Raw genomic sequence first — 22,723 nt, 5'->3', positions numbered from 1 at the left:
GGCTGGAATGATGCCGCTGGGCCGGCCGACTCGGCAGCGAGTGTCCGAGCAGGATACGACGCAGCACGAAGATCCGCGCGACGCTGTTCATATGTTGTCCGCGCAGGGCGGTTGTGAGGTAGAGGGGCTGCGGCGACCCTGTGACCTTCGTGTGACGGGTACGGCCGGAAGCAGCCCCTCTCCGTCGCTGATACCCTGGTAGCCCGTGGACCGGTGGTCGTCCCGAAGTGGACGAGGCCCCCGAACCGCAGCGACGGCACCCCCGGAATTCTCCGAGCGGCACGCCGGTACGCACCTCACGATCGCGACCACGGGAGCCCCCTTTGGCTATGCAGCCCACATCCACGACGACCAAGCACATCTTCGTCACCGGGGGTGTCGCCTCCTCCCTCGGCAAGGGTCTGACTGCCTCCAGCCTGGGTGCCCTGCTCAAGGCGCGCGGCCTGCGGGTCACCATGCAGAAGCTCGACCCCTATCTCAACGTGGACCCCGGGACGATGAATCCCTTCCAGCACGGTGAGGTGTTCGTCACCAACGACGGCGCCGAGACCGACCTGGACATCGGCCACTACGAGCGCTTCCTCGACGTCGACCTCGACGGCTCGGCCAACGTCACCACCGGCCAGGTCTACTCGCAGGTCATCGCCAAGGAGCGGCGCGGCGAGTACCTCGGAGACACCGTCCAGGTCATCCCACACATCACCAACGAGATCAAGCACCGCATCCGCCGCATGGCCACCGACGACGTCGACGTCGTCATCACCGAGGTCGGCGGCACGGTCGGCGACATCGAGTCCCTGCCCTTCCTGGAGACGGTCCGCCAGGTCCGCCACGAGGTCGGCCGCGACAACGTCTTCGTCGTGCACATCTCGCTGCTGCCCTACATCGGCCCCTCCGGCGAGCTGAAGACCAAGCCCACCCAGCACTCCGTCGCGGCCCTGCGCAACATCGGTATCCAGCCGGACGCCATCGTGCTGCGCGCCGACCGCGAGGTCCCCACCGCCATCAAGCGCAAGATCTCGCTGATGTGCGACGTGGACGAGACCGCCGTGGTCGCCTGCCCCGACGCCCGGTCGATCTACGACATCCCCAAGGTGCTGCACACCGAGGGTCTGGACGCCTACGTCGTCCGCAAGCTCGACCTGCCGTTCCGCGACGTCGACTGGACCACCTGGGACGACCTGCTGGACCGCGTCCACAACCCCGACCACGAGGTCACCGTCGCCCTGGTCGGCAAGTACATCGACCTGCCCGACGCCTACCTCTCGGTCACCGAGGCCATCCGGGCCGGCGGCTTCGCCAACCGGGCCCGGGTCAAGGTCAAGTGGGTCGCCTCCGACGACTGCAAGACCCCGGCCGGCGCCCAGCAGCAGCTCGGTGACGTCGACGCGATCTGCATCCCCGGCGGCTTCGGCGAGCGCGGGGTGATCGGAAAGGTCGGCGCCATCCAGTTCGCCCGCGAGAACAAGGTGCCGCTGCTCGGCCTCTGCCTCGGCCTGCAGTGCATCGTGATCGAGGCCGCGCGCAACCTCGCCGGCATCCCCGACGCCAACTCCACCGAGTTCGACGCCGCCACCGCCCACCCCGTCATCTCGACGATGGAGGAGCAGCTCGCGTACGTCGAGGGCGCCGGTGACCTCGGCGGCACCATGCGGCTCGGCCTCTACCCGGCGAAGCTCGCCGAGGGCTCCCTCGTGCGCGAGGCGTACGCCGGCGAGCCGTACGTCGACGAGCGCCACCGCCACCGCTACGAGGTCAACAACGCCTACCGCGCGGAGCTGGAGAAGAAGGCCGGCCTGGTCTTCTCCGGCACCTCCCCGGACAACAAGCTCGTCGAGTACGTCGAGTACCCGCGCGAGGCCCACCCCTACCTGGTCGCCACCCAGGCGCACCCGGAGCTGCGGTCCCGCCCGACCCGCCCGCACCCGCTCTTCGCCGGTCTGGTGAAGGCGGCCGTGGAGCGCCAGGTCGCGGCCCGCGGGACGGGTGCCGACGCGTAAGGCGATACGGTTGACCGGGGTACGGATCCTTCGACGGATGCGTGCCCCGGTTCTCGTTTTCCGTGGAAGGACGTACATGGGTTTCCAGGACACCCCCGAGGAGTGGCAGGTCACCGCGACGGTGACCCCCTTCACCGGCAACAAGACCAGCGTCCGCACCGATGACGTGGTGATGCCCGACGGCAGCGTCCACAGCCGCGACTACCAGGTCCATCCCGGCTCCGTCGCCGTCCTCGCGCTCGACGAGGAAGGACGGGTGCTCGTCCTGCGGCAGTACCGGCACCCGGTGCGCCACAAGCTGTGGGAGATCCCGGCCGGACTCCTGGACGTGCCCGGTGAGAACCCGCTGCACGCCGCGCAGCGTGAGCTGTACGAGGAGGCGCACGTCAAGGCCGAGGACTGGCGGGTGCTGACCGACATCTACACCACGCCCGGCGGCTGCGACGAGGCCGTCCGCGTCTTCCTGGCCCGGGACCTCTCCGAGGCCGAGGGCGAGCGCTTCGCGGTCGCCGAGGAGGAGGCCGACATGGAGCTGGCCCGGGTGCCGCTGGAGGAGCTGGTCCGGGGCGTGCTCGCCGGGGACCTGCACAACAGCTGCCTGGTCGTGGGCACCCTCTCGCTCACCGCCGCCCTCGCCGGCGACGGGGTGGACGCACTGCGCCCGGCCGAGGCGCCGTGGCCGGCCCGGCCCTTCGAGTCCTGAGAGCGGTGCCCGTGTTCCCCCGGGACGGCCGGAGGAGACGCCGGCCCGGCCCGGGGGACAGGGCCACACGGGGCCCTGTCGTACGAAACGCTCATCCGATCGAGGGACCCGGCCGCCGCGCTCGGCCGTGATCGTCCGCATCACTGAACTACGCTCGAAAAGGCCGGCCGGAGTACCGGCGGGCAACCGCGTGCAGTGAAGTGGAGCGTGCCCCGTGACCGATCAGGCGGTGGACACCAGCGGCCCGGCCGAAGCGGCCGGGACAGTCACGGCTGACGAGCCGTCAGGTGCCACCCCACCTCGATTCTTCGGCCGTGAACGGGAGTTGAAAGACCTTCAGGCGGACATCGGGCGGGCCGGACTGGACACCCTGGCCGGCCGCAAGGCCGCCCGCGCCCGGGTCCTGCTGATCGCGGGCCGGCCCGGATCCGGACGCACCGCCCTCGCCGCCGAACTCGCCCGCCGGCTCGCCGGGGACCACCCCGACGGGGTGTACCGGATCGCGCTCACCGAACCGGGCGGCGAACGCGTCCCCGGCGAGCGCACCGCCCGCGAACTCCTGGACCAGCTCGGCGTCACCGCACCGCCCGGCGCGGACGAGGACGAGCTCTCCGGGATGGTCCGCGAGGCCTTCGCCGCACGCCGCGCCCTGATCCTGCTGGACGACGCCGTGGACGCGGAACAGGTGGACCCGCTGCTCCCGGACAATCCGGACTGCCTGGTCGTGGCCACCTCCACCGGACCGCTGACCGGGATCCCCGGGGTCCGCCCGTGCACCGTCGGAGGCCTGGAGGCGGGCCCGGCGGTCCGGTTGCTCGCCGACGCCGTCGGCCAGGTCCGGATCACCGTCGACCCGCGTGCGGCCGAGACGCTCGCCGAGGAGTGCGGAGGGCAGCCCGCCGCCCTCACCCTGGTCGCCGGCTGGCTCGCGGCCAGCCCGGGCGCGTCCGTCGCGGACGTCACCAAACAGCTCCGAGAGGTGCCGGAGGACACGGACCAGCCCTTGGCCGTACGCCCCTTGGCCCGCGCCCTCCGGCTGGTCCACGCGTCGCTGCCGCCGGCCACCGCCCGGACCCTGCGCCTGCTCGCCCTCGCCCCCGCCGGACTGGCCGACGCCCACACCGCCTCCGCGCTGGCCGGGTGCTCGGTCTCGGTGGCCCGCGGCGTGCTGGAGGAGTTCGTCCGGCTCGGGCTGCTGCGGACCAACGGCGCGGACCGGCCGCAGTACGAGGTGCCCGGCTGCCTGGCCCCGCTGCTGCGCGCCCTGATGGACGAGCTGGACCGGCCCGGCGAGATCCAGCTCGCCCGGGCCCGGATGCTGGAGCGGACCGTACGGCAGCTCCAGTCCTGCCGGGCGGTCACCGAACCGGAGGGCTCCCCGGCCCGCCGCAAACTCGCCGGACTGCCGCGCTCGCTGCGCTTCCCCAGCCCGGAGGCGGCCGCCGAGTGGCTGCGGATGCGGCAGCCGGCGCTGCTGGCCTCCGCCCGGCTGGCCGTCCGGGACGGGGGGCTGGACACCCTGGCCCGCCGACTGGTGGCCGCCCTCGTGCGGGCGCTGGCCGTCCACCGCGGTACCGAGGAGGCGGCGCCGGAGCTGTACGGGCTGCACGGACTGGTCCTCGACGTCGCCGAGCGCCGGAGCCTGCCCAGGGAGAAGGCCGCCGCCCTGCTCAACCTCGCCGACCTGGACGCCAGGACGGGACGCACCGAGGAGGCGCTGGCCCGCTACCGGGCGGCCCTGGACGCCGGACGCGAGGCGAAGGACCTCTACGCGACCGGCCGCGCCATGGAATCCGTGGCGGGCGCCCACGCGGAACTGGGCGACTTCAGCCGGGCCTCGGACTGGTACGGCCGGGCGCTGGCGCAACGGCTCACGCACGGTGAGCGGGCCGACGCGGCACGGCTGTACGGGCGGCTGGGCGCCGTCCACACCTACCAGGGGCGCTACGGGGAGGCCCTGCGGAACTGGCGGGCCGCGGCGGCGGGCCACCGCAGGCTCGGCGACCCCGCCGCCCAGGCGCGGGCGCTCAGCGAGGCGGCCAGGGTGCAGGAGTACGCGGGGCGGCCGCAGGAGTCGCTGCAGACCTGCCGCGAGGCGGTCGGCCTGGCGCGAGGGGCGGGCGACGTACGGCTGCAGGCGGCCCTGGAGCTGAGGCTGGCGGACACCTTGGACCGGCTCGGCGACCCCGCTGCCGCGAGACTGCACAGGGCGACGGCCGACCGATTGCTGGGGGACGCGGGCATGGCCTACGAAACCAGCGGTACTTCGTCAGAAACTTAATGCTTTGTAAGGCTAGACAGCGGGAAGCCCTTCATTAATGATGGTTGCGCCGCGTATCCCTGCGGTGCTTCCCCCTATGCTGGGTTCATGCGGGTACCTCCCGTCATGTCCGAGCTACCTTCGAGCCAAGGACCGTGATCGACGTGAAGGTCGGCATCCCCCGCGAAGTCAAGAACAACGAGTTCCGGGTGGCGATCACACCCGCCGGAGTGCATGAACTCGTCCGTCACGGCCACCAGGTCCTCGTCGAGCGGCACGCGGGCGAGGGCTCCTCCATTCCGGACGAGGAGTACCTCGCCGCCGGCGCGCGGATCCTGGCCACCGCCGACGAGGTCTGGGCCGCCGCCGACCTGCTGCTCAAGGTCAAGGAGCCGGTCGCCGAGGAGTACCACCGCCTCCGCAAGGGCCAGACGCTCTTCACCTACCTGCACCTCGCCGCGTCCCGCGCCTGCACCGACGCCCTGCTGGAGTCGGGTACGACCGCCATCGCCTACGAGACGGTCGAGACCGCGAACCGCGCGCTGCCGCTGCTCGCCCCGATGTCCGAGGTCGCGGGCCGGCTCGCCCCGCAGGTCGGCGCGTACCACCTGATGCGCTCGGTCGGCGGGCGCGGTGTGCTCCCCGGCGGTGTCCCCGGCACCGGCTCGGCCCGTGCGGTCGTCATCGGCGGCGGCGTCTCCGGCTGGAACGCCACGCAGATCGCCGTCGGGCTCGGCTTCCACGTCACGCTGCTCGACAAGGACATCAACAAGCTGCGTGAGGCCGACCGGATCTTCGGCACCAGGGTCCGCACCGTCGTCTCCAACGCCCTCGAACTGGAGAAGGCCGTCGTCGAGGCCGACCTCGTGGTGGGAGCCGTGCTGATCCCCGGGGCGAAGGCGCCGAAGCTGGTCACCAACGAACTGGTCGCCCGGATGAAGCCCGGAAGTGTTCTTGTCGACATCGCGATCGACCAGGGCGGCTGCTTCGAGGACTCCCACCCGACCACCCACGCAGACCCGACCTTCACGGTCCACGACTCGGTCTTCTACTGCGTCGCGAACATGCCGGGCGCGGTGCCCAACACCTCGACCTACGCGCTCACCAACGCCACGCTGCCCTACATCCTGGAGCTCGCCAACCGCGGCTGGGCCGAGGCGCTGCGCCGCGACGCCGCACTGGCCAAGGGGCTCAACACCCACGACGGTCAAGTGGTTTACCGCGAGGTGGCGGAGGCGCACGGGCTCGACCACGTCGAACTGGACACGCTTCTCGGCTGAGTGGTCAACACCCTCCGTCAACCTCATGCGCCCGGCCGGACCTTGCACCGCGAGGTCCGGCCGGACGTGCGCCGGGCCGCTGACGCGCCCCCCGCCAACTCGCCGGAGACGTAACCCTCTACCCTTTTTGCACCCCGGCGAATGGTGCACGCCGGGCGCCGTGCACTCTTGACAGGAGGGTGTTCGATTGCCGACACATCGGGCCGGGTCCGGCGGATTGTGTTGCTGCGAACCGGTGACACGCCATAGAGTCGCCAATCGTCGGCATGGTGCCACGCTGACCTATCGATAAGTTTCCTGGTCCCATCCAAGGAGGTAAGACGACTTGTGAATGAGTCGACAATTACTCCCGGGGGTGGTCGACCAGGGATGCCTGTACGGGGTCTGAGCCCGAGCGGGCTCGAAGCTGTCGGCTCCGTCGCAGTCCGCACCTTCGCCACCCACCAGCACATGACGACAGCCCCCCAGATGATGGACGGCCTACACGTGAACGCCATGGCCGGCAACGAGAGTGGCCGAGATTCCGCCCACCTCGCCGACTTCGCCGAAGTGCCCGAGGGGCACTTCTACGACCCCGATGCCGAGTACGAGCCCGACCCGGAGTACGCGGCCACCCTCGCGCCCGACGCCGCTCGCCAGCGTCGCGAGCGGATCGGCCCGACCGGCCGGCCGCTGCCGTACTTCCCGATCCCCGGTCCGCTGACCGATCACGGTCCCGCCAAGATCATCGCGATGTGCAACCAGAAGGGCGGCGTCGGCAAGACCACGTCGACCATCAACCTGGGCGCGGCACTCGCGGAGTACGGACGACGCGTCCTGCTCGTCGACTTCGACCCGCAGGGTGCCCTGTCGGTCGGCCTCGGGGTCAATCCGATGGAGCTCGACCTCACGGTCTACAACCTGCTCATGGAGCGGGGCATGGCCGCCGACGAGGTCCTGCTGAAGACCGCCGTGCCCAACATGGACCTGCTCCCGAGCAACATCGACCTCTCCGCCGCCGAGGTGCAGCTGGTGAGCGAGGTGGCCCGTGAGTCGACGCTGCAGCGCGCCCTCAAGCCGCTGATGGCCGACTACGACTACATCGTGATCGACTGTCAGCCCTCGCTCGGCCTGCTCACCGTGAACGCCCTGACGGCGGCGCACAAGGTGATAGTCCCGCTGGAGTGCGAGTTCTTCGCGCTGCGCGGTGTGGCCCTGCTCACCGAGACGATCGAGAAGGTCCAGGAGCGGCTCAACCCGGAGCTGGAGCTCGACGGCATCCTGGCCACCATGTACGACTCCCGCACCGTGCACAGCCGAGAGGTGCTGGCACGCGTCGTCGAGGCCTTCGACAACCACGTCTACCACACGGTCATCGGCCGTACGGTCCGCTTCCCGGAGACCACCGTCGCCGGTGAGCCCATCACCACGTACGCGTCCAACTCGGTCGGTGCCGCCGCCTATCGCCAGCTCGCCAGGGAGGTGCTCGCCCGGTGTCACGCCGAGTGAGTCTGCCCGGTGCCGACGAGCTGTTCCGTACGACCGGGGGCACGGGCCTGCAGGCCTCTTCCCCCGCCGACCGGCGACGCAAGGCGAACGGCGAGGCGCAGGCGCCCGCCCCGGGCGGGACGAACGACTCCCCGGCGGCGGACAGGGCGGACCAGGGCGAGGCGCGGAAGCCCGCCGGGGGCCCGGCGGCGGGCTCGCCCCGGGAGGAGCACTCCACGGCCGGCTCCGGGAGCGGCACACCCCACCGGCGCGCCGATCCCGCCCCGCCGCAGCCCCGCAGCGCGCCGCAGCAGGAGGCGGCGCCCACCGTCCAGCCGCAGCGCGGACGCGGAGGCGGGCGTGGGGCCAACCGCCGGCCCAGTGGCCGGGAACGCCACGACGAGAAGATCACCGTCTACGTGTCGGCCGAGGAACTGATGGACCTCGAACACGCGCGGCTCGTCCTGCGCGGTGAGCACGGCCTGGCCGTCGACCGCGGCCGTATCGTCCGCGAGGCGGTCGCCGTGGTGCTCGCCGACCTGGAGTCGCGGGGCGACGCGAGCATCCTCGTCCGGAGGCTGCGGGGCCGCTGACCGGCGCGGCGCCGGTAGCCTGCGGGGGAGACGGCCGCCGAACGGGGCGGCCCGGCCCTTCGGGCCCCTCCGCGCCCGACCCACCGCCGCACCCCTGGACCCCAGCACATGCCGACAGCCGACGACCCGCCCCGCCCCGCCCGCCGTGCCCTCGGCCGCGGGCCGCAGCCGAGGGCCGTGCCGGCGGTCGACACGGCACCGGCGCCGGGCACGCCCGTCGCGCCGGCCCGGCAGAGCGGCGAGACCCTGGAAGCCGGTACCGCCCCGTCCGACGCGCCGGGCGCGGTCCGCACGGTGGACCGGACGCCCCCGGAGGCCGTTCCCGTCCCGGAGGCCGCGGCCGCCCCGCAGGACGAGGCCGCCCGCCCCGCACCCGCTGTCCCTGGGGACGGGGGAGGAGGCGACGAGCGGCGCTTCACCGTGCGGCTGGTCAATTTCGAGGGCCCCTTCGACCTCCTGCTCCAGCTGATCTCCAAGCACAAGCTCGACGTGACCGAGGTCGCCCTCTCCAAGGTCACCGACGAGTTCATGGCCCACATCCGCGCCATGGGCCCCGACTGGGACCTCGACCAGACCACCGAGTTCCTGGTCGTCGCCGCCACCCTGCTCGATCTGAAGGCCGCCCGGCTGCTGCCCACCGCCGAGGTGGAGGACGAGGCGGACCTCGCCCTCCTGGAGGCGCGTGACCTGCTCTTCGCGCGGCTGCTCCAGTACCGCGCGTACAAGCGGATCGCCGAGATCTTCCAGGACCGGCTGGACTCCGAGTCCCGCCGCCATCCCCGTACCGTCGGGCTGGAACCGCACCACGCGGAGCTGCTGCCCGAGGTCGTGATCAGCATCGGCCCGGAGGGTTTCGCCCGGCTCGCGGTCAAGGCGACGCAGCCGAAGGCCAAGCCGCAGGTCTACGTCGACCACATCCACGCCCCCCTGGTCAGCGTCCGCGAGCAGGCCGAGGTCGTCGTGGCGCGGCTGCGGGCCGAGGGGGAGATCAGTTTCCGGGTACTCACCGAGGACGCGCCGGACACCCTCACGGTCGTCGCGCGCTTCCTGGCGCTGCTGGAGCTCTACCGGGAGAAGGCCGTCGCCCTCGACCAGGAGGAGGCGCTCGGCGAGCTCCTGGTGCGCTGGGCGGGCGCCGAGGGGGCCGAGCCGGTCGTGACCGACGAGTTCGACCAAGAGGTGCGCGAGGCGCCGGAGGAGGTACGGGAATGAACGCAGACGACGACGGGCCCGGGACCGGGGTCGCCGGGCTCGACCTCAGGCCGGCGCTGGAGGCCGTCCTCATGGTCGTCGACGAGCCCGCCACCGAGGAGCACCTCGCCAAGGTCCTGCGGCGGCCCCGCCGGGCGGTCGCGGACGCGCTGCGGGAGCTGGCCGACGAGTACACCGTCCAGGGCCGCGGCTTCGACCTGCGGCTCGTCGCGGGCGGCTGGCGCTTCTACACCCGCCCCGCGTACGCCGAGGCCGTGGAGGGCTTCGTCCTGGACGGCCAGCACGCCCGGCTCACCCAGGCCGCGCTGGAGACACTCGCCGTGGTCGCCTACCGACAGCCGGTGAGCCGGTCCAGGGTCTCCGCGGTGCGCGGGGTGAACTGCGACGGCGTCATGCGGACCCTCCTGCAGAGGGGTCTGGTGGAGGAGGCGGGCGCGGAACCCGAAACAGGTGCGATCCTGTACAGGACGACGAATTACTTTCTGGAGCGCATGGGCCTGCGTGGCCTGGACGAGCTCCCGGAACTCGCGCCCTTCCTTCCGGAGGCGGACGCGATCGAGGCTGAGACGCCAGAGGGTGTGCCGTCGTTCGATCCGGACGCACCGGACACCCCGGAAACTCACGCAGACGACAAGACGGAATTTTGATGCGAAGCAGTGGCAGGAACAGCGGAAGCGGCGGCGGCGGCAAGAGCGGCGGCAACCGGAATCCCCGGAGCGGCTCGGGCGGCTCCTTCCGGCCGAAGGCCGCGGGAGGCACCCAGGGCGCGAGCGGCGCGGGAGGCCGCGACGACAAGCGGGAGCAGCGGCCCCGTAAGCCCCGTCCCGAGGAGCGCCGCTACGACGTGGGCGCCGACGAGCCGGGCAGCGGTCCCCGCAAGGGCCGTGGCACGGCCGCGCGCGGTGGCGCCAAGGGCGGCCCGAAGTCCGCACAGAACGTGAGCAAGGGCGGCCGTCGTCAGGGCGCGCCCGCCCGGCCGCGCGAGCTCGACGCCAAGATCGAGCAGCGCAACCGCGACCGGTACGCCGACAAGCCGGAGATCCGGACGCCCCGGACCAACCCGGGCGCCGAGCAGGAGGGCGAGCGGCTGCAGAAGATCCTCGCCCGGGCCGGCATGGGCTCGCGCCGGGCGTGCGAGGAACTGATCGAGCAGGCCCGCGTCGAGGTCAACGGCGAGATCGTCCTGGAGCAGGGCAAGCGGGTGGACCCGCAGAAGGACGAGATCAAGGTCGACGGCCTGACCGTGGCGACCCAGTCGTACCTCTTCTTCGCCCTGAACAAGCCCGCCGGGGTCGTCTCCACCATGGGGGACCCGGACGGCCGCCAGAACCTCGGCGACTACGTCACCAACCGTGAGACGCGGCTCTTCCACGTCGGCCGGCTGGACACCGAGACAGAGGGCATCATCCTGCTCACCAACCACGGTGAGCTGGCCCACCGGCTGACGCACCCCAGGTACGGGGTGAAGAAGACCTACCTGGCCGCCATCCAGGGACCGCTCCCGCGCGACCTCGGCAAGCGGCTCAAGGACGGCATCCAGCTGGAGGACGGATACGCCCGCGCCGACCACTTCCGGGTCGTCGAGAACACCGGGAAGAACTACCTGGTCGAGGTGACCCTCCACGAGGGCCGCAAGCACATCGTCCGCCGGATGCTGGCCGAGGCCGGCTTCCCGGTCGAGCGCCTGGTGCGTACGTCCTTCGGTCCGATCCCGCTGGGCGACCAGAAGTCCGGCTGGCTGCGCCGGCTGACCAACACCGAGGTGGGCATGCTGATGCGCGAGGTCGGCCTGTAACCACCCGGTACCCCGACGGCCCGCGGCCGGTTCCCGTTCTTTTCTTCGGACGGAGAACCGGCCGCGGGCCTTTCGCCGTGGCCGTTCCTTCTTTATAGTCAGGGTGACCATTAAGGGAGGGGGCGGCGTGGCACTCGCGGACGTCGTCGGTCCCCTGCGGCGGCGGCCCCTGGCGACCGTCCCGCGGATCGTCCTCACCGACCTCGCCGTGTTCGGCCGGTGGACCTGGACCCACGGGGGTGGACCAGGTGCATCCGTCCTGCCGGTGCGCACGAGGACGCGCACCGGACGGGCCCGGCCGGTCACGGCGGGGGCGGTGGGGGCCCTCGCCTTCACAGGTGCGCCCTCCGAGGACGACGGACTGCGCGACGGTCAGGAGCCGCGGCCCTGGACGACGGGCCGTTTCCATGCCGAACTCATCCGTACCGGGAGCCCGTTCGCGGGCATCGCCGGAGCGCACCGCCTTCGTTCGGCCGTCGCCGTCGCCTCCGTGGACGCGCCCCTCGCCCACGGCCGGCACCTCACCGCGCCCCTCCCGGAGACACCATGAGCACCGCCCCCGAGGGGTACGACCCCCACGCCTTCGTCCCCTTCGCCGTCACCGTCGACCTCGCCGTCTTCACCGTCCGCGAAGGCCGGTTGCACGTCCTGCTCGTGGAACGGGGTGAGGCCCCCTACGAAGGCCACTGGGCGCTGCCCGGCGGATTCGTGCTGCCCCGCGAATCCGCGGAGGAGGCCGCCCGGCGCGAACTCGCCGAGGAGACCGGCCTCACCCGGAGATCCTCCCGCGCCTTCCACCTCGAACAACTGCGCACCTACAGCGATCCGGACCGCGATCCCCGGATGCGGGTCGTCTCCGTCGCGTACGCCGCGCTCGTCCCCGACCTGCCCGAACCACGGGGCGGCGGGGACGCGGCGCGCGCCCGGTGGTGGGAGACGGGCCGCACCGGCCCCCTCGCCTTCGACCACGACCGCATCCTGTCCGACGCGCACGACCGGATCGGCGCCCGGCTCGAGTACACCTGCCTGGCGACCGCCTTCTGCCCCGCCGAGTTCACCCTCGGCGACCTCCAGCAGGTCTACGAGACCGTCTGGGGCGTCGAGCTCGACCGCCCCAACTTCCGGCGCAAGGTCCTCACCACGCCCGGCTTCGTCCAGGCCGCGGAGGGACCGCCACGCCGTACCGGCGGACGGGGCAAACCCGCCGCCCTCTACCGGGCGGGTGCCGCCACCGCCCTGCACCCACCACTCCTGCGCCCGGAAGGACGCCGGGAAGGACGGACACCATGATCCCGACAAGGACATCCACCCCGCTCGCGGCCACCGGCACGCTGACCGGGCTCGCGCTCGGCGACGCGCTGGGCTTTCCCACGGAGTTCAACGACGTCCCCTCCATCCTCGCCAAGTGCGGGCCTTGGCGGCAGATGCAGCTCCCCGAGCCGGCGTTCGTCACCGACGACACGCAGATGACGCTCGCCCTGGGGCGCGCCATCCGCACGGCTGTGGACGAGGGACTGCTCACACCGGAGCGGCTGGTCGCGCCCCTGCGCGAGGAATTCGTCGACTGGTCGCGCTCGCCGGAGAACAACCGTGCTCCCGGCCGTACCTGCATGACGGCGTGCGGGCTGCTGGCGGGCGACCGGCCCTGGCAGGAGGCCAGCCAGATCGGGTCCAAGGGCTGCGGTGCCAACATGCGCGTCGCCCCCGTCGGGCTCGTCCCCGGCCTCAGCGAGGAGCAGCGCTCCGGCGCCGCCCAGCTCCAGGCCGCCCTCACCCACGGCCATCCCACCGCCCTGGCCGCCTCCGACCTCACCGCGCGGGCGGTGTTCCTGCTCGCCCGGGGCGCCGAACCGATGGGCCTGATCGGCCGGTTGCGCAGCTACGCCTACGAGAACGGCGACCGCTACCCGCACCGCTGGCTCGGCGATCTCTGGCGGTACGCGGGCGACCCCTCGCCCGAGGCGTACATCCGGCGCGGCTGGGACGAGTGCCTGACGGCCCTGGACACCGTCCAGGAGGCCCTGCGCCACCCGTCCCCGGAGACCGATCCCTGCGAGCGGACGGGGGACGGCTGGATCGCGGAGGAGGCCATCGCCACGGCCCTGCACTGCTTCCTGCTCTTCCCCGGGGATCCCGTCACCGCTCTGCGCCGGGCCGCCTGCACCCGGGGCGACTCCGACTCGCTGAGCTGCCTGACGGGGGCGCTGGCCGGGGCCCATCTGGGGGCGGCGGCCTGGCCCCAGGAGTGGGCCGAGCGCATCGAGTACCGCAGCGATCTGCTGTCCCTGGGGGCGCTCTGGGACGCGTGAGCGGTCCGTACGGTGGGCCCCGTGCGGGATCCGGAATCCGGGGTTCTTCGCTTGGCCGGGTGAACGTGGCAGTGCCGGGCCCGGCACGGGAACCCGGTGCTTCCACCAGGAGTTGACCGGACATGGCTGTCATCCACAGAACGACCATGGAGCCCGGCAAGCTGGAGCTCCTCAGCGCCTGGCTGCCCACCCGTCCCTGGTACACCGGGTCGGCGGCCGAGCCCCGACTCGCCCGGGTCGGCGGGTTCCGGCTCGACGATCCGCAGGGCGAGGTGGGTATCGAGTTCATGGTGGTCACCGACACCTCGGGCGACGTGCCCGTGTCGTACCACGTGCCGCTCACCTACCGCGCGGCACCGCTCGACGGGGCGGACCAGGCGCTCGTCGGCACCTCCGAGCACGGGGTCCTCGGGCGGCGCTGGGTGTACGACGGGGCCCATGACCCCGTGCTGGTCGACCAGGTGCTCGCCCTGCTCCGGGGGCAGGCCGAGCCGCAGGCCCAGAGCGTGAGCGACACACCTGACCCGACCGTCACCGTCCGGCCCGCCGACGGCCTGGCCGCGATGGCGTCCACGGCCGTCCAGGACGCGAAGCACGGCACCGACGTCGTGCTGGACGAGGGGGCAGCGACCCTCGTGGTCGCGCGCGTCCTGGAGCCGGGCTCTCCCGGCGACGCGGAGGCTCCAGGGCAGGTGACCGCGGTGTGGCGCCCGGCGGACGGTGACGAGGTCCGCGGGGTGTTTCTCACGCTCGGCTGACCGACGCCCTCCGGGTCCGGATCAGGAAGTCCTCCACACGGGCGCGGTCCGGACCAGGGGGCAGGGGCGAGCGCGCCACCGCCTCGTCGTTCTCCTCGGCGAGACGGTTCATCCGGCGCTCCACCTCGGGCCACGGGACCTCGCCCCGTTTCACCGCGAGCAGTTCCTCGCGGGCGTCGCCGACCTCGATCCTGAGCTCTCCCGTGCGCAGCAGGTCCCGTCCGCTCGCCAGCAGGCGCAGCAGGTGCATGGCGTGCTTCCAGCGCGGGGCGCCGTGCACCCGGACGTCCGCCTCCAGCTTCCGGCGCTGGCCGCGCGCGTACCGCACGAAGGTCTCGTGGGAACGTCGGGACAGGAACGCCCCGCGCAGGTCGAGGAGTTCGCGGCCGGTGGCGTCGATCCGCTCGACGAGAGGGGAGTGCAGGCACTCCAGCACGTTGGGGTTGGCCCGGAGCGCCAGCTCGCAGAAGCGTTCCAGCTCCCAGGAGAACTGCTCGTCGGCCGGGCCCTCGACGTGCGTCGGCGGCTTGGTGAAGCGCCAGAACAGCGGGGTCGGTGCGAGGAAGACCCCGCGCCGGTCGGTATCGCTGCCGCCGGTGGCCAGTCCGAAGGCACGCGAACCCATCACGCACGCGTAGACGGTGTGATCGCGGACCAGCGCCGCCGCCTCAGGGGTGATCATGCGCGTGAGGGTAGCGCCCGCGGTCCCGTCTCACCCACGGAGCACGGTGACCGCCGCCCCCGCCGCCCCTCTAGGCTGGACGCGCACGCAGGACGAAGGAACGAGGGGTACGACGTGGCGGTACGAGCGGTCCGTGGAGCCGTCCAGCTGGAGCGGGACGAGGCCGGACACATGGACGAGCGGGTGAGCGCCCTGCTCACCGCGGTCCTGGAGCGCAACCGGTTCGTCGCCGACGACCTGATCAGCGTCTGGTTCACCGCCACCCCGGACCTGCACAGCGACTTCCCGGCCGCTGCCGCGCGGGGGCTCGGCATCGTCGACGTACCGCTGATCTGCGCCCAGGAGCTCGACATCACCGGGGCGATGCCCAGGGTCGTCCGTGTCCTCGCCCATGTGGAGACCTCTCTCTCCAAGGCCGAGATCAGCCACGTCCACCTCGGCGCCACCGGCGCCCTCCGCAAGGACATCGCCCAGTGAGAACAGCAGTCGTCATCGGTACCGGACTCGTCGGTACCTCCGCAGCGCTCGCCCTCTCCGGGCGGGGCGTCCAGGTCCACCTCGTCGACCGGGACCCCTCGTCCGCGGGGACGGCCGCCGCGCTCGGAGCGGGGACGGAAGAGGCCCCGGAGGGACCCGTCGACCTCGCGGTCGTCGCCGTACCGCCCGCGCACACCGCCTCCGTGCTCGCCGGTGCCATGCGGGACGGCGTCGCCCGCGGGTACCTGGACGTCGCCAGCGTGAAGGGCGGCCCGCGCCGCGAGCTGGAGGCGCTGGGCATCGACCTCACGGCGTACATCGGCACCCACCCCATGGCCGGCAAGGAGCGCTCCGGGCCGCTGGCCGCCACCGCCGACCTCTTCGAGGGCCGGCCCTGGGTGCTGACCCCGACCCCGCACACCGACACCGAGGTCCTCAACCTCGCCCTGGAGCTGGTCGCGCTCTGCCGTGCCGTCCCCGTCGTCATGGACGCCGACGCCCACGACCGCGCGGTGGCCCTGGTCTCCCACACCCCGCAGCTGGTCTCCTCGATGGTCGCCGCCCGGCTGGAGGAGGCCGACGAGACCGCCGTACGCCTGTGCGGACAGGGGATCAGGGACGTCACCAGGATCGCGGCCTCCGACCCGAGGATGTGGGTGGAGATCCTCTCCGCCAACCCCGGCCCCGTCGCGGACGTGCTGGCCCGGATCGCCGCCGACCTGGACGAGACGGTCCGGGCCCTGCGCGGCCTGGAGTCCGCCGACGCGGACGAGCGGCGTACGGGCGCCGACGGCATCGAGGACGTCCTGCGCCGGGGCAACGCGGGCCGGGTCAGGGTGCCCGGGAAGCACGGGGCGGCCCCGGCGGCGTACGAGGTCGTGGCCGTGCTCATCAGTGACCGGCCGGGCGAGCTGGCCGGTATCTTCGCCGACGCCGGAAGGGCCGGGGTCAACATCGAGGACGTCCGCATCGAGCACGCGACCGGGCAGCAGGCCGGCCTGGTCCAGCTCATGGTCGAGCCGAGCGGTGCCCCCGTGCTGAGCGCGGCGCTCAGCGAACGGGGCTGGCCGGTCCGTCCGTAGGCGCGGGGCCCCGGGCCGGCCGGGGGCAGGGGTGCAAGGGCGCCGCGCGCACTCGGTAACCTTGGGGGAGGCCGTCCCGTGGCCCCGCTATGCCCGCCCCCGTGTACCAGGAAGGTGTCCACCACCGTGGAAACCGTAAGCGCCGCCGCCCGGACCGCCCCGGCCGCAGTGATCGTCGCCATCGACGGACCCTCCGGCACCGGGAAGTCGAGCACCTCCAAGGCCGTCGCCGCCCAGCTCGGCCTGAGCTACCTGGACACCGGCGCCCAGTACCGCGCGATCACCTGGTGGATGCTGAACAACGGCGTCGACGTGAGCGACCCGGCCGAGATCGCCACTGCCGCGGCCAAGCCCGTCATCGTCTCCGGCACCGACCCGCTGGCCCCGACGATCACCGTGGACGGCGAGGACGCCTCCGGCCCGATCCGCACCCAGGAGGTCACCTCCAAGGTCAGCGCCGTCAGCGCCGTCCCGGAGGTCCGCACCCGGATCACCGAGCTCCAGCGGGCCATCGCCGCCGGTGCCGAGAAGGGCATCGTCGTGGAGGGCCGTGACATCGGCACCACCGTGCTCCCCGGGGCCGACATCAAGATCTTCCTGACGGCCTCCCCGGAGGCCCGCGCCGCCCGCCGCAGCGGTGAGGTCAAGGGATCCGACCTCGCCGCGACCCGGGAGGCGCTGGTCAAGCGGGACGCCGCCGACTCCGGCCGCAAGACCTCGCCGCTGGCCAAGGCCGCCGACGCGGTCGAGGTGGACACCACCGAGCTGACGCTTTCCCAGGTCATCGAGTGCGTCGTCACCCTCGTCGGGGAGAAGCAGGTCGCCAAGTGACCGAAGCCACCACCGCGCCCGGCCCGCGCGGAGCGGCCGTCGGGCGCGGGATCGGCATCGGGCTCATGTACGGGCTGTTCCGGCCCCGGGTGCTCGGTGCCTGGCGCGTGCCCACCGCCGGACCCGTCATACTCGCGGTGAACCACGCGCACAACATCGACGGGCCGATGCTGATGGGCACCGCGCCCCGGCCCGTCCACTTCCTGATCAAGAAGGAGGCGTTCGTCGGTCCGCTCGACCCGTTCCTGCGCGGGATCGGTCAGCTGAAGGTGGACCGCACGACCGTCGACCGCACCGCCATCACCCAGGCCCTCGGTGTCCTGGAGGCCGGCGGGGTCCTCGGGATCTTCCCCGAGGGCACGAGGGGCGAGGGCGACTTCGCGTCCCTGCGCGCGGGCCTCGCGTACTTCGCGGTACGCGCCGGGGCGCCGATCGTCCCCGTGGCGGTCCTGGGAAGCACCGGACGCGGTGGCCGGTTGATATCGGCACTGCCTCCGCTGCGCAGCCGGGTCGACGTCGTCTTCGGCGACGCCTTCGAGGCCGGTGACGGCAGCGGCCGGCGGACCAGGAAGGCGCTCGACGAGGCGACGCTGCGGATCCAGGGGAAGCTGACCGCGCACCTGGAAAACGCCAGGCGCCTCACCGGGCGCTGAGCGAGACTTGAGTAGTGGGCCGCGCGATCGTGGCCCATCGATGATGATGCAAAGAGGAACGGACTTCATGAACGACCAGATTCACTCCGAGGGCTCGGACCACGAGCACGGAGCACTTGGCGATGCCGAGTACGCGGAGTTCATGGAGCTCGCCGCGCAGGAGGGGTTCGACCCCGAGGAGGTCGAGGGGGCCCTCGGTGAGGCCGGCCACGGACCGCTTCCCGTGCTCGCCGTCGTCGGCCGCCCCAACGTCGGCAAGTCGACCCTGGTGAACCGGATCATCGGCCGCCGCGAGGCCGTCGTCCAGGACAAGCCCGGCGTCACCCGTGACCGCGTCAGCTACGAGGCGGAGTGGGCCGGCCGGCGCTTCAAGGTCGTCGACACCGGCGGCTGGGAGCAGGACGTGCTGGGCCTCGACGCCTCCGTCGCCGCCCAGGCCGAGTACGCCATCGAGACGGCCGACGCCGTCGTCTTCGTGGTGGACGCGACCGTCGGCGCGACCGACACCGACGAGGCCGTCGTCAAGCTGCTGCGCCGGGCCGGCAAGCCCGTGGTGCTCTGCGCCAACAAGGTCGACGGCCAGAGCGGCGAGGCCGACGCCACCGCCCTCTGGTCGCTGGGTCTCGGCGAGCCGCACCCGGTCTCCTCGCTGCACGGCCGTGGCACCGGCGACATGCTCGACGCCGTGCTGGAGGCGCTGCCCGAGGCGCCCGCCCAGACCTTCGGCACCGCGCTCGGCGGCCCGCGCCGTATCGCGCTCATCGGCCGCCCCAACGTCGGCAAGTCCTCGCTGCTGAACAAGGTGGCGGGTGAGGACCGGGTCGTCGTCAACGCCCTCGCGGGCACCACCCGTGACCCGGTCGACGAGCTGATCCAGCTCGGCGGGATCACCTGGAAGTTCATCGACACGGCCGGTATCCGCCGCCGTGTGCACCTCCAGGAGGGCGCGGACTACTACGCCTCGCTGCGGACGGCGGCAGCCGTCGAGAAGGCCGAGGTCGCGGTCATCCTGATCGACGCCAGCGAGTCGATCAGCGTGCAGGACCAGCGGATCATCACCATGGCGGTGGACGCGGGCCGCGCCATCGTGGTCGCGTTCAACAAGTGGGACACCCTCGACGAGGAGCGCCGCTACTACCTCGAGCGCGAGATCGAGACGGAGCTCGCCCAGATCGCCTGGGCGCCGCGCGTCAACGTCTCGGCCGTCACCGGCCGGCACATGGAGAAGCTGGTACCGGCGATCGAGACCGCGATCGACGGCTGGGAGACCCGCGTCCCCACCGGCCGGCTGAACGCCTTCCTGGGCGAGATCGTCGCCTCCCACCCGCACCCCGTGCGCGGTGGCAAGCAGCCCCGGATCCTCTTCGGTACGCAGGCCGGCATCAAGCCGCCCCGGTTCGTCCTCTTCGCCTCCGGCTTCCTGGAGCACGGCTACCGCCGCTTCGTCGAGCGACGACTGCGCGAGGAGTTCGGCTTCGAGGGGACACCGCTGCACATCTCCGTGCGGGTGCGTGAGAAGCGCGGCCGCAAGAAGTAGGGCACCGACGGCGAAGCCCCGGGCCACCCGCTCACCTGCGGGGGCCCGGGGCTTCGCCGTGCACTCTCAGGCGTCCGTGACCCCCGGAGGCAGCGCCGCCGGCCTGGGGCGCCCCGCGTGCCGTCCGACGCGCTGCCACGCACCCGGATTCGGGGCGTGCGTGCTCTGGCTGCCCTGGCTGTTCGCCGCAGCCCGGCCGCTCAACGGCGCGCGGCCGGGGAACAGCCCGGTCCCGAAACCCCGGAAGCCGAGACCCTCCTCGCCGGTCCGGTCCCCGGGGAGCGCCCTGAACGACCGGCGGAACTCTGCGTACAGCGCGTCGTAGATCGGGGTGGGGGACCTGCCGGCCGAGGGGTCCCGGGCGGGACGCATGGCCGGGATCGGGCTCTGCCGCTGGCGAGAAGGGTCGTATGAGTGCACATAGGTGCCAACGACTCCACCGCCCGTCGGATGCGGGCGGAACGGAGAAAACGGTGCGGGCCCGCTGCGGGGCACGCGCGCCGAAACAGGCCGCGGCGGCCGGTGTGGGGACCGGCCGCGGGCACGACAAAGGCCGTCCGGGGGCGCGCACACGCCCCCGGACGGGGAGGGACGGTCAGGTCCCGGCCAGCGGCATCGACGCCGCGACCAGCAGCCCGTTGACCGCCGCCTTGTCCAGCGCGTCACGCAGCAGGTCCTCGCGCGGCTGCTGACCGATCGAACCGGCCGGGGCGGCGAAGACGAGTACGGTCTGCGACTTGTTCACCGCCGCACGCCAGCCCTCGGTCACCTGGAGCGGCTGATGGGCCTGCCACCAGGCGACCTGGCCACCCTCGGGCCCCGGCTGGAGCACGGCGTGCAGCCGGCCCACCGCGAGCAGGACCGACCAGCCGGGGAGCACGCCCGGCAGCCGGTTCAGGTCCTGGGTGGGCTGGAACCCCTGCTCCAGCAGCAGCTGGAGGAACTGGTCGCCGCCGCGACCGTCCGTGCCGGGCCGGGCGATCGGTCCGGTCGGTTCGACGACCAGGGCGGGGCGCAGGTCGTCCTCGATCAGGACGAGACCGCTGGTGACGCCGAGCACGGCCTGTTCGGGCACGAGCCCCTCCGGGGTCGGCGACTCGTCGCCGGTGATGGAGCGCATGGCGCCCTTGAGCTGGTCCTCCGCGACCCTGACGACCTGTGAGGGGATGCAGGTGGCGTGGGCGAAGGCGAGCACGGCGGTCTCGTCGCCGACGAAGAGCACGGTGCTGGTGCGCTCCTGAGCGGAGTCGCCGGGGGTGCGGCAGGACGTGCAGTCGTAACTGCCTGGTGCGCTGTCGCCGACGAGCAGCCGGTCGGCTTCGGCGTCGCCGATCTCGGCACGTACGTCCTCGCTGACGTCGAGCATGCGCGGCACGGGTGGCTCCTCGAACTCGGTGCGTGGGCCGGGCAATTCCCGGTTCATGAAGACAACGTTCGATCCGGGGCGGGGGTCACGCGCGAATCGGCACCGGACGCCCCGCGTGTCGGCAGGGAGACAGGTCGACAGATCGGGAAAGCGATTCGCGGGGCGGCGCGTCCGTACCGCAGGGCCTCGGAGCGTTCGCCAGTTCGAATTGTCACGAGTCTGTACGACTCCTGTGCGCACGCCATGAGCCGTCCCGGTGCCCGCGTAGGGTCCGACACAGACCAGTCGACCAGGGGAAACGACCGAGTGATGCACATTTCATTCCTGCTCCACAACGCATACGGCATCGGGGGAACGATCCGGACCACCTTCACGCTCGCGAGCACCTTGGCACAGCACCACGACGTGGAGATCGTCTCCGTCTTCCGGCACCGCGAGAGCCCCACGCTGGGCGCGCCCGACGGCGTGCGGATGCGCCACCTCGTCGACCTGCGGAAGAAGAGCCCGGGGTACGACGGCGAGGACCCCGAGCACGCCCGGCCCGCCACCGTCTTCCCGCGCGGGGACACCCGTCACAAGCAGTACAGCAGGCTCACCGACAGCCGCATCGCCGCGCACCTCGGCGCCCTGGAGGCGGACGTCGTCGTCGGCACCCGCCCGGGGCTCAACGTCCACATCAGCAGGCAGGCGCGGCGCGGTCCGGTGCGCGTCGGCCAGGAGCACCTGACCCTGCAGAGCCACGGCTACCGGCTCCGCAGGGAGATACGGCACCGCTACGGGCTGCTCGACGCGGTCACCACGGTCACCGAGGCCGACGCCCGGGACTACCGGACGGGACTGCGGCTGCCCGGCGTACGCATCGAGGCCATCCCCAACAGTGTCCCGGCGCCTTCGGGGCCGCCCGCCACGGGCGACGACAAGTGGATCGTGGCGGCGGGCCGGCTGCACCGGGTGAAGCGGTACGACGTCCTGGTCCGGGCCTTCGCCGAGGTGGCGGCCGCCCGCCCGGAGTGGCGGCTGCGGATCTACGGGGCCGGTGACGCGACCGGCAACGAGCAGCAGGCCCTGCGCGGGCTCGTCGACGAGCTCGGTCTGCGGGAGCGGGTGCATCTGATGGGGTCGGTCCACCCGATGGAGGCGGAGTGGCCCAAGGCGTCCATCGCCGCCGTCACCTCCGAGCGGGAGTCGTTCGGCATGACCATCGTGGAGGCGATGCGCGGGGGCCTGCCGGTCGTCGCCACCGACTGCCCGCACGGACCGGCCGAGATCATCCAGGACGGCACGGACGGACGGCTGGTGCCGCTCGGGGACACCCAGGCCTTCGCCGCCGCGCTCCGCTCACTGGTCGACGACGACGACCTGAGGCACCGGATGGGGCGCGCCGCGCTGGCCTCCTCCGCCCGGTTCGACCCGGAGCCGATCGCCGGACGGCACGAGAGGCTCTTCACCGAGCTGATCGCCCGGGGGTCCGGGAGCCGGTCGCAGAGTGCGCTGCGCACCGCGCTGCACCGCTCCAAGGGCTCCGTGCTGGACGGCGCGTACGCGCTCAGGTACAAGGCGGCCGCCGTCGTCCGGGGCGGGACGGGACGCTGACCCCGGCGGCCCCTCCGTCCGCTCCCGGCGGCCGGGCTGTTCGATTCTGGATAGGACGCCGGGCCCCGGGTGCCCTGGCGGACGCCGTCCGGGCAGAGATATAAGTCCCGTACAAGGGAGTATGA

22 protein-coding genes are annotated in these 22,723 nt (G+C 72.5%); 19 read left to right on the top strand and 3 right to left on the bottom strand.

The window, feature by feature from the left end; all coding sequences use genetic code 11:
- Positions 1-329: 329 nt before the first annotated feature.
- The 13 genes from SACTE_RS05905 to SACTE_RS05845 all read left to right on the top strand — a co-directional run bounded on the left by SACTE_RS05905 (position 330) and on the right by SACTE_RS05845 (position 14,377).
- A complete protein-coding gene (locus SACTE_RS05905) occupies positions 330-2,000 on the top strand; it encodes a CTP synthase (RefSeq protein WP_014045115.1) in 1,671 nt (556 codons plus the stop codon).
- Positions 2,001-2,076: 76 nt separating this feature from the next.
- Positions 2,077-2,703, top strand: coding sequence for an NUDIX hydrolase (locus SACTE_RS05900; protein WP_014045114.1), 627 nt, complete (start codon positions 2,077-2,079; stop codon positions 2,701-2,703).
- A 214-nt stretch (positions 2,704-2,917) separates the two neighbouring features.
- A complete protein-coding gene (locus tag SACTE_RS05895) occupies positions 2,918-4,984 on the top strand; it encodes a tetratricopeptide repeat protein (RefSeq protein ID WP_014045113.1) in 2,067 nt (688 codons plus the stop codon).
- A 143-nt stretch (positions 4,985-5,127) separates the two neighbouring features.
- Entirely contained in the window at positions 5,128-6,243 is a 1,116-nt protein-coding gene (ald, locus tag SACTE_RS05890) for an alanine dehydrogenase (RefSeq protein ID WP_026359271.1), read from the top strand.
- 369 nt (positions 6,244-6,612) lie between these two features.
- Entirely contained in the window at positions 6,613-7,731 is a 1,119-nt protein-coding gene (locus tag SACTE_RS05885) for a ParA family protein (protein WP_014045111.1), read from the top strand.
- The gene (locus tag SACTE_RS05880; protein ID WP_014045110.1) at positions 7,716-8,303 is read left to right on the top strand and encodes a hypothetical protein; all 588 of its coding nucleotides are present in this window, start codon (positions 7,716-7,718) and stop codon (positions 8,301-8,303) included. The genes SACTE_RS05885 and SACTE_RS05880 overlap by 16 nt, the downstream gene beginning before the upstream one ends.
- Positions 8,304-8,411: 108 nt before the next feature.
- A complete protein-coding gene (locus SACTE_RS05875) occupies positions 8,412-9,515 on the top strand; it encodes a ScpA family protein (RefSeq protein ID WP_014045109.1) in 1,104 nt (367 codons plus the stop codon).
- Complete coding sequence (scpB, locus tag SACTE_RS05870; RefSeq protein WP_014045108.1) at positions 9,512-10,162, top strand: SMC-Scp complex subunit ScpB; 651 nt, start codon at positions 9,512-9,514, stop codon at positions 10,160-10,162. Before SACTE_RS05875 ends, scpB begins: the two co-directional genes overlap by 4 nt.
- Positions 10,162-11,310: a pseudouridine synthase gene (locus SACTE_RS05865; RefSeq protein WP_014045107.1), complete on the top strand. Its 1,149-nt coding sequence runs from the start codon at positions 10,162-10,164 to the stop codon at positions 11,308-11,310. Before scpB ends, SACTE_RS05865 begins: the two co-directional genes overlap by 1 nt.
- Before the next feature lie 127 nt (positions 11,311-11,437).
- Positions 11,438-11,860 (top strand): hypothetical protein, encoded by a 423-nt coding sequence (locus SACTE_RS34510; RefSeq protein ID WP_019993941.1) that lies wholly within the window; start codon positions 11,438-11,440, stop codon positions 11,858-11,860.
- Positions 11,857-12,600 carry an NUDIX domain-containing protein gene (locus SACTE_RS05855; RefSeq protein WP_014045106.1) on the top strand — a complete coding sequence of 248 codons (744 nt, stop codon included), beginning with the start codon at positions 11,857-11,859 and terminating at the stop codon, positions 12,598-12,600. The genes SACTE_RS34510 and SACTE_RS05855 overlap by 4 nt, the downstream gene beginning before the upstream one ends.
- Entirely contained in the window at positions 12,597-13,619 is a 1,023-nt protein-coding gene (locus SACTE_RS05850) for an ADP-ribosylglycohydrolase family protein (protein ID WP_014045105.1), read from the top strand. The genes SACTE_RS05855 and SACTE_RS05850 overlap by 4 nt, the downstream gene beginning before the upstream one ends.
- Before the next feature lie 122 nt (positions 13,620-13,741).
- On the top strand, positions 13,742-14,377 hold the full coding sequence (locus SACTE_RS05845) for a hypothetical protein (protein WP_014045104.1): 636 nt from the start codon (positions 13,742-13,744) through the stop codon (positions 14,375-14,377).
- Here SACTE_RS05845 and SACTE_RS05840 read toward each other — a convergent pair.
- Complete coding sequence (locus SACTE_RS05840; protein WP_014045103.1) at positions 14,364-15,059, bottom strand: nucleotidyltransferase domain-containing protein; 696 nt, start codon at positions 15,057-15,059, stop codon at positions 14,364-14,366. The two genes, SACTE_RS05845 and SACTE_RS05840, sit on opposite strands and share 14 nt — an antisense overlap.
- Before the next feature lie 114 nt (positions 15,060-15,173).
- Here SACTE_RS05840 and aroH point away from each other — a divergent pair, with 114 nt between their 5' ends.
- The 5 genes from aroH (at position 15,174) to der (ending at position 19,639) form a co-directional block, all read left to right on the top strand.
- Positions 15,174-15,536 (top strand): chorismate mutase, encoded by a 363-nt coding sequence (gene aroH, locus SACTE_RS05835; protein ID WP_014045102.1) that lies wholly within the window; start codon positions 15,174-15,176, stop codon positions 15,534-15,536.
- The gene (locus tag SACTE_RS05830) at positions 15,533-16,618 is read left to right on the top strand and encodes a prephenate dehydrogenase (protein ID WP_014045101.1); all 1,086 of its coding nucleotides are present in this window, start codon (positions 15,533-15,535) and stop codon (positions 16,616-16,618) included. The genes aroH and SACTE_RS05830 overlap by 4 nt, the downstream gene beginning before the upstream one ends.
- 114 nt (positions 16,619-16,732) lie before the next feature.
- Complete coding sequence (cmk, locus tag SACTE_RS05825; RefSeq protein WP_019993942.1) at positions 16,733-17,449, top strand: (d)CMP kinase; 717 nt, start codon at positions 16,733-16,735, stop codon at positions 17,447-17,449.
- Positions 17,446-18,102 (top strand): lysophospholipid acyltransferase family protein, encoded by a 657-nt coding sequence (locus SACTE_RS05820; protein WP_014045099.1) that lies wholly within the window; start codon positions 17,446-17,448, stop codon positions 18,100-18,102. The genes cmk and SACTE_RS05820 overlap by 4 nt, the downstream gene beginning before the upstream one ends.
- Positions 18,103-18,169: 67 nt before the next feature.
- Entirely contained in the window at positions 18,170-19,639 is a 1,470-nt protein-coding gene (der, locus tag SACTE_RS05815; protein ID WP_014045098.1) for a ribosome biogenesis GTPase Der, read from the top strand.
- Between the two features lie 66 nt (positions 19,640-19,705).
- Here der and SACTE_RS05810 read toward each other — a convergent pair whose 3' ends face one another.
- Both SACTE_RS05810 and SACTE_RS05805 read right to left on the bottom strand, forming a co-directional pair.
- Positions 19,706-20,011, bottom strand: coding sequence for a hypothetical protein (locus SACTE_RS05810; RefSeq protein WP_014045097.1), 306 nt, complete (start codon positions 20,009-20,011; stop codon positions 19,706-19,708).
- A gap of 223 nt (positions 20,012-20,234) precedes the next feature.
- Positions 20,235-21,014 (bottom strand): hypothetical protein, encoded by a 780-nt coding sequence (locus SACTE_RS05805; RefSeq protein ID WP_014045096.1) that lies wholly within the window; start codon positions 21,012-21,014, stop codon positions 20,235-20,237.
- A 300-nt stretch (positions 21,015-21,314) separates the two neighbouring features.
- Between SACTE_RS05805 and SACTE_RS05800 the strand changes: the two genes are divergently transcribed.
- Positions 21,315-22,598, top strand: coding sequence for a glycosyltransferase family 4 protein (locus SACTE_RS05800; RefSeq protein WP_014045095.1), 1,284 nt, complete (start codon positions 21,315-21,317; stop codon positions 22,596-22,598).
- Positions 22,599-22,723 lie beyond the last annotated feature (125 nt).

Source organism: Streptomyces sp. SirexAA-E, from assembly GCF_000177195.2.
GTDB lineage: Bacteria > Actinomycetota > Actinomycetes > Streptomycetales > Streptomycetaceae > Streptomyces > Streptomyces flavovirens.
The sequence above is the reverse complement of the archived record's forward strand: the minus strand, read 5'-3'. Positions and strand labels throughout refer to the sequence as shown.